This window comes from Gemmobacter sp. (assembly GCF_016792925.1).
In the GTDB taxonomy this organism is placed as follows: Bacteria; Pseudomonadota; Alphaproteobacteria; order Rhodobacterales; family Rhodobacteraceae; genus Gemmobacter.
The window spans coordinates 1-5,457 of record NZ_JAEULU010000072.1; the positions used below are offsets into that span (position 1 = coordinate 1).

3 protein-coding genes and 1 pseudogene are annotated in these 5,457 nt (G+C 69.1%); 3 read left to right on the plus strand and 1 reads right to left on the minus strand.

The window, feature by feature from the left end:
• Nucleotides 1-406: 406 nt before the first annotated feature.
• Both JNN06_RS03905 and chrA read left to right on the plus strand, forming a co-directional pair.
• Nucleotides 407-1,249: a sulfurtransferase/chromate resistance protein gene (locus JNN06_RS03905; protein WP_291238291.1), complete on the plus strand. Its 843-nt coding sequence runs from the start codon at nt 407-409 to the stop codon at nt 1,247-1,249.
• Nucleotides 1,246-2,628, plus strand: coding sequence for a chromate transporter (chrA, locus tag JNN06_RS03910; RefSeq protein WP_291238292.1), 1,383 nt, complete (start codon nt 1,246-1,248; stop codon nt 2,626-2,628). The genes JNN06_RS03905 and chrA overlap by 4 nt, the downstream gene beginning before the upstream one ends.
• Nucleotides 2,629-2,696: 68 nt before the next feature.
• Here chrA and JNN06_RS03915 read toward each other — a convergent pair.
• Nucleotides 2,697-4,031: pseudogene (locus JNN06_RS03915) on the minus strand (formimidoylglutamate deiminase); the annotation flags it as partial.
• Between the two features lie 76 nt (nt 4,032-4,107).
• On the opposite strand from JNN06_RS03915, the gene hutI reads away from it, so the two are divergent.
• Complete coding sequence (gene hutI, locus JNN06_RS03920; RefSeq protein WP_291238293.1) at nt 4,108-5,316, plus strand: imidazolonepropionase; 1,209 nt, start codon at nt 4,108-4,110, stop codon at nt 5,314-5,316.
• Nucleotides 5,317-5,457: the final 141 nt, after the last annotated feature.

Sequence of the window (5,457 nt, forward strand, 5' to 3'; positions counted from 1 at the left end):
GCGCGTCAAAGTCGATCTCGGCGCTGGCCGCGAGGCAATCCACCTCGAAAGCAAACAGCGCCGACATGCCCTCCTGACCGGAAAACCGTTGCAGAACAAGAACATCAGACCCAAGGACCGTCGAAAGACGCCCAAGGCGGGCCGACTGGGAATAAGAAGGCATGGGCAACCAATACGTGAGAATGTGCGGATCAGCTTAGCCACAGGCCGACCCGCTTGCAACATTCGATGCCGGGCGGCGCGGGGCATCTGCCAGACCGGCACGCGCCCGGAACGCGGTCTTGGTCTTGACAGCACCGGGCGGAATTTGGGAAGCGTGGCGCATGGGGTCGCGCGAACACCCCACGAGGCGCCAGCCGAAGATCGCGTTTCCCGTCAGTGAAACACGATCCAGGGAGGATCGCAGATGCCTGCGCCTGATGCCATGTCTTGTGACCAGCTTGCCCGCCTGCTGGGCACGCCCAAATCCCCTATCCTGCTGGATGTGCGCCGCGAGGCCATCCGCGCCGCCGATCCGCGGCTTTTGCCCGGCGCGCGCCCGCTGGCCGAGGCCGATCTGGCCCCGGCGGCGCTGTCGGCCCTGGCCCGCGACCTGGCTGCGGCGCAAACCTCTGTCGTCGTTCTTTGTGCCGAAGGCCACCGGCTGAGCCAGGGCACCGCGGCCTGGCTGCGCCATGAGGGCGTGCCGGCCGAATATCTGATCGGCGGTCAGGCGGCCTGGACCGCCGCTGGCCTGCCGCTGATCGAGGCGGGCAAGATCACCGCCCGCGACGGGCAGGGCCGCTCGCTTTGGGTGACGCGCGCGCGCCCCAAGATCGACCGCATCGCCTGCCCCTGGCTGATCCGCCGCTTCATCGACCCGCGCGCCGTCTTCCTGTTTGTCGCGCCCTCCGAGGTGCAGGGCGTGGCCGAGCGCTTTGGCGCCATGCCCTTCGATGTCGAGGATGTGTTCTGGAGCCATCGGGGCGACCTTTGCACCTTTGACGTGCTGCTGGCCGAATTTGGCCTGTCGACCCCCGCTCTGGACCGGCTGGCGCTGATCGTGCGGGGGGCCGATACCGCGCGGCTGGATCTGGCGCCGGAATGTGCGGGGCTACTGGCGGCCTCGCTCGGGCTGTCGCGGATGTATTCGGATGATCTGGCGCAGCTGGAGGCGGGCATGCTGCTTTACGACGCCTTCTATCGCTGGGCGCGCGATGCCATGGACGAGAAACACAATTGGGCACAGAACACGGGCAAGACAAAATGAACGGGCACCAGAACGCTCCACCGCCGGATTTCCCCACATTGGCCGAGGCAACCCGGGTCTGGGCGCGCATCGCCGCGCTGTCCTTTGGCGGGCCTGCCGGGCAAATCGCGGTCATGCACCGCATATTGGTCGAGGAAAAGCGCTGGCTGGGAGACGGGCGCTTCCTGCATGCGCTGAACTTCTGCATGCTTTTGCCGGGGCCGGAGGCGCAGCAGCTTGCCACCTATATCGGCTGGCTGATGCATGGCGTGCGCGGCGCGCTGGTCGCGGGGCTTCTCTTCATCCTGCCGGGCGTGCTGGCGATCATGGGCCTCAGCTGGATCTATGCCGTCTGGGGCGATGTCGGCTTTGTCTCGGCGGTGTTTTTCGGGCTGAAGGCGGCGGTGCTGGCCATCGTGTTGCAGGCCGTGGTCCGGGTGGGCAAGCGCGCCCTGAAGAACCGCGCCATGCAGATGATCGCGCTGGCCTCCTTCGTGGCGATCTTTGCCTTTGGCGCGCCCTTTCCGCTGCTGATTGCTGCGGCGGCGCTGATCGGCTGGGCCGGGGCGCGGCTGGGGCTGGCGCAGTTTCAGGGCGGCGGCGGCCATGGCGCGGTGGGCAAATCGCATGTCGAGGATGCCGCAACCCTGCTGGGCGAGGAGCATGGCGACCTGACCGGCGCGCATCGGGCCAGCGCCTTCCGGGCGGGCGCGGTGGCGCTGGTCCTGTGGCTGTTGCCGGTGGCGGCGCTGCTGCTGCTCGCGCCCGGCACGGTCTTCGCCGATATTGCCAGCTATTTCTCGAAACTGGCGGTGCTGACCTTCGGCGGCGCCTATGCCGTGCTGGGCTGGGTCGCGCAAGAGGCGGTCGGCACCTATGGCTGGCTGCAACCCGGCGAGATGCTGGATGGTCTGGGCATGGCCGAAACCACGCCGGGGCCGCTGATCATGGTGCTGCAATTCGTGGGCTTCATGGCGGCCTTCCGCGAGGCGGGCTGGGCCATGCCGCTGCTGGCGGGCACGCTGGGCGGGCTTTTGGCCACCTGGGTCACCTTCGCGCCCTGCTTTGCCTGGATCTTCCTTGGCGCGCCCTTCATGGAGGGGTTGCGCGCCAACAAGGCGCTGTCGGTCGCGCTCAGCGCGGTGACGGCGGCGGTGGTGGGGGTGATCCTCAATCTGGCGATCTGGTTCGCCATCCATGTGATCTGGCGCGAGGTCTGGCGTCTGGAGACCGGCCCCTTGGCGCTGGAGCTGCCGGTGCCGGCTTCGATCGACTGGCTGGCCGCCGCGCTGTCGGTGGTGGCGCTGGTGGCGGTGTTCCGGCTGAAACTGGGTATGGCGCTGGTTCTGGGCGGTGCGGCCGCCCTGGGGCTGGCGCTGCACCTTCTGGGCCTGACCTGACCTGAGGGCAGCGCAGGGGGGGGGGGGGGCGGCCGCGCGCCGCCCCCACACCCGTGCAGGATGGCCGGCACCGCCTGGCGATAGCGCTGTGCCACCGCGTCGCGCCGCAGGTGCCGCCCCTCGCTCACCATCAGCGCACCCGCCACCCAGACCTTGCTGACCGCCATGTCGCGGCCAAAGATCCAGCGGTCGATCTCGCGCTCGCCCTGCGGGGGCAGGCCCACCGCATCCGCCAGCGCCACCAGATCGGCGGGCGCCCCGGCGGCAATCTCGGCCCGCGGCGCGCCAAGCGCCTGCGCCCCGCCCGCCAGGCTGGCCCGCAGCAGGGCCGCCCCGGTCGAACCCTCGCCCCCGGCCAGAATATTGCGCTGGCGGTGGACCAGCCGCTGACCATATTCCAGCAGGCGCAGCTCTCCGGCGGCGGTGATCTCGACATTGCTGTCGGTGCCAATGCCGATCCGCCCGCCCTCTGTCAGAAATTCGGTGGCCGGAAACAGGCCATCGCCCAGATTGGCCTCGGTGATCGGGCACAGCCCCACCACCGCCCCCGAGGCCGCAATCCCGCGCCGCTCGGCCTCGGTCAGGTGGGTGGCATGGATCAGGCACCAGCGCGCATCCACCGGCTGATGGGTCAAAAGCCATTCGACCGGGCGCTGCCCGCTATGGGCCACGCTATCCGTCACCTCGCGCATCTGCTCCGAGATATGCAGATGGATCGGCCCCTCGGGATGGGTTTGTGCCAGCAGGGCCAGCTCCTCGCCCGTCACGGCGCGCAGCGAATGCGGCGCGATGCCCAGCCGGTCCAGCGGGCGGGTGAGGGCGCTGCGCAGCGCCTCGGTCAGCCGGGCGAAACCGTCCAGATCATGCAGAAAGCGCCGCTGGCCCTCCCCCGGCGCGGCGCCGCCGAAATCGGAATGGGCATAGAACACCGGCAGATGCGTCAGATGGATGCCGGTCTCGGTCGCGGCGGCGAGAATGCGGCGCGACATCTCGGCCGGGTCGGCATAGGCGCGGCCATCCCGGTCGTGATGCAGATAGTGAAACTCGCCCACCCGGGTAAAGCCCGCCTCCAGCATCTCGACATAGGCCATTTCCGCAATCGCCTGCATCCCTTCCGGCGAGAGGCCAAGCGCAAAGCGATACATCATGTCGCGCCATGTCCAGAAACTGTCCGCCGAGGCGCCGCGCCGCTCGGCCAGTGCCGCCATGCCGCGCTGGAAGGCATGCGAATGCAGGTTCGGCAGGCCGGGGATCAGGGTTTCCACCACCGCATCCCCCGCCGCGGGCCTCGCGCCGGGGGTCACCCCGGTGATCCGCCCGCCCGCGCAGACAAGCCGCACATCGCGCGCCCATCCTTCGGGAAGCAAGGCCGTCTGCGCAAAGATCGCCTGGGTCATTTTCATCGCTCTTTCCGCCGGGGGCTATGCAGGGTCTGTTGTTTATGTATATACTTAATCCATCGCAATAGGAAGCGCCGAGATGCCCACGGATCAAGCTGCCCCCCTTTTCCTTGAAAATGCGTTGATTTTCAGCGGCAGCACGGCGACGGCCGCCGCCGAACCCGGCGCCATCCTCATCGCAGAGGGGCGAATCGCCGCCCTGGGGCCGGGCCTCTCCGCCCCGCCCGGCGCCCGGATCGAGGATTGCGGCGGGCGCCTCGTCACCCCTGCGCTGATCGACTGCCACACCCATCTCGTCTATGGCGGCAACCGCGCCGCCGAATTCCAGATGCGGCTGGAGGGCGCCAGCTATGCCCAGATCGCGGCGGCGGGCGGCGGCATCGTCTCCACCATGCGCGCCACCCGCGAGGCCAGCCTTGAGGCGCTGGTGGCGCAGGCTTTGCCGCGTCTGGACAGCCTGCTGGCCGAAGGCGTCGGCACGGTCGAGATCAAATCGGGCTATGGCCTGACGGTCGAGGCCGAGATGCGGATGCTGCGCGCCGCCCGCGCGCTGGAGGCGCTGCGCCCGGTCCGCATCAAAACCACATGGCTCGCCGCCCATGCCCTGCCGCCCGAGGATCGCGACGACCGCGCGGGCTATCTGGAACGCGTGGTTCTGGCCGGGCTGGAGGCCGCCCATGCCGAGGGGCTGGTGGATGCCGTCGATGGCTTTTGCGAACATCTGGCCTTCACCCCCGCCGAAATCGCGCAGGTCTTCGACAAGGCGCAGGCGCTTGGCCTGCCGGTGAAACTCCATGCCGAGCAATTGTCCTGGCAGGGCGGGGCGGCGCTGACGGCGGCGCGCGGCGGGCTGTCGGCGGATCATCTGGAATATCTGACCGAGGCCGATGCGCAGGCGATGGCGGCGGCGGGCACCGTGGCCGTGCTGCTGCCCGGCGCCTTCTACATGCTGCGCGAAACCCGCCTGCCGCCAGTGGCCGCCCTGCGCGCGGCGGGCGCCTCCATGGCGATCTCCACCGATGCCAATCCCGGCACCTCGCCCATGACCTCGCTTCTGATGGCGATGAACATGGGGGCGGTGCTGTTCGGCCTCACTGTCGGCGAGGCGCTGCACGGCACCACCGGCGCCGCCGCCAGGGCGCTTGGCCTTGGCGCGGAAACCGGCACCCTCGCCCCCGGCCTTTCGGCCGATCTGGCGATCTGGAACGCCCATAGCCCGGCAGAGCTGGTCAATCCGATCGGCTTCAACCCCCTCCATGCCCGCTACTTCAAAGGACAGAAGGTCTGACATGACGCACACCTTGACCCCCGGCCACGTCACCCTTGCCGATCTGGAAGGCATCTACTGGAACGGCACGCCGGTGCGCCTTGCGGCCTCGGCCCATCCGGGCATCGCCCGCGCCGCCGCCCGCATCGCCGAGGTCGCAGC